Below are 370 nucleotides of genomic sequence, written 5' to 3'. Positions count from 1 at the left end.
GCCCGCGGTTCCACCATTGCAGGCCGACGGTGGCGGCCAGTGCGGTGCCGCCGAAGACGACCCGGTCGGTCTGCCCGCCGCCGTTGGCGTCGGCGAGTGCCTGCACGAGCAGCAGGCCGATGCCGGCGGGAACGGCGAGCAGGGCCAGGTCGAGGGCCTCGGCGACGAGGCGTCGGGCCAGGGAGGGAGGTACAGCGGCGGAGGCCGGTGTGTCCGGGGGGCGGAGGGTGGTCACAGGGGCGGGCTCCTCGGGGGACGCGAACTCGGCCGAACGGAGGTTAGGTTACCGAACCCTATCTTCCGGGTTGCATCCGGCGGCCCGTAATGTAATGGTTAGGCTTACCTAACCACAGCAGCTCGCCGATCAGGA

1 pseudogene is annotated in these 370 nt (G+C 70.8%); it reads right to left on the bottom strand.

The annotated features are described in order from the left end of the window. A pseudogene (locus CQZ88_RS28685) lies at positions 1 to 235 on the bottom strand (iron ABC transporter permease); the annotation flags it as partial. Between the last annotated feature and the right edge of the window lie 135 nt (positions 236 to 370).

The organism is Rhodococcus sp. ENV425, from assembly GCF_002887785.1.
Taxonomy (GTDB): Bacteria; Actinomycetota; Actinomycetes; order Mycobacteriales; family Mycobacteriaceae; genus Rhodococcus; species Rhodococcus aetherivorans.
The sequence above is the reverse complement of the archived record's forward strand: the minus strand, read 5'-3'. Positions and strand labels throughout refer to the sequence as shown.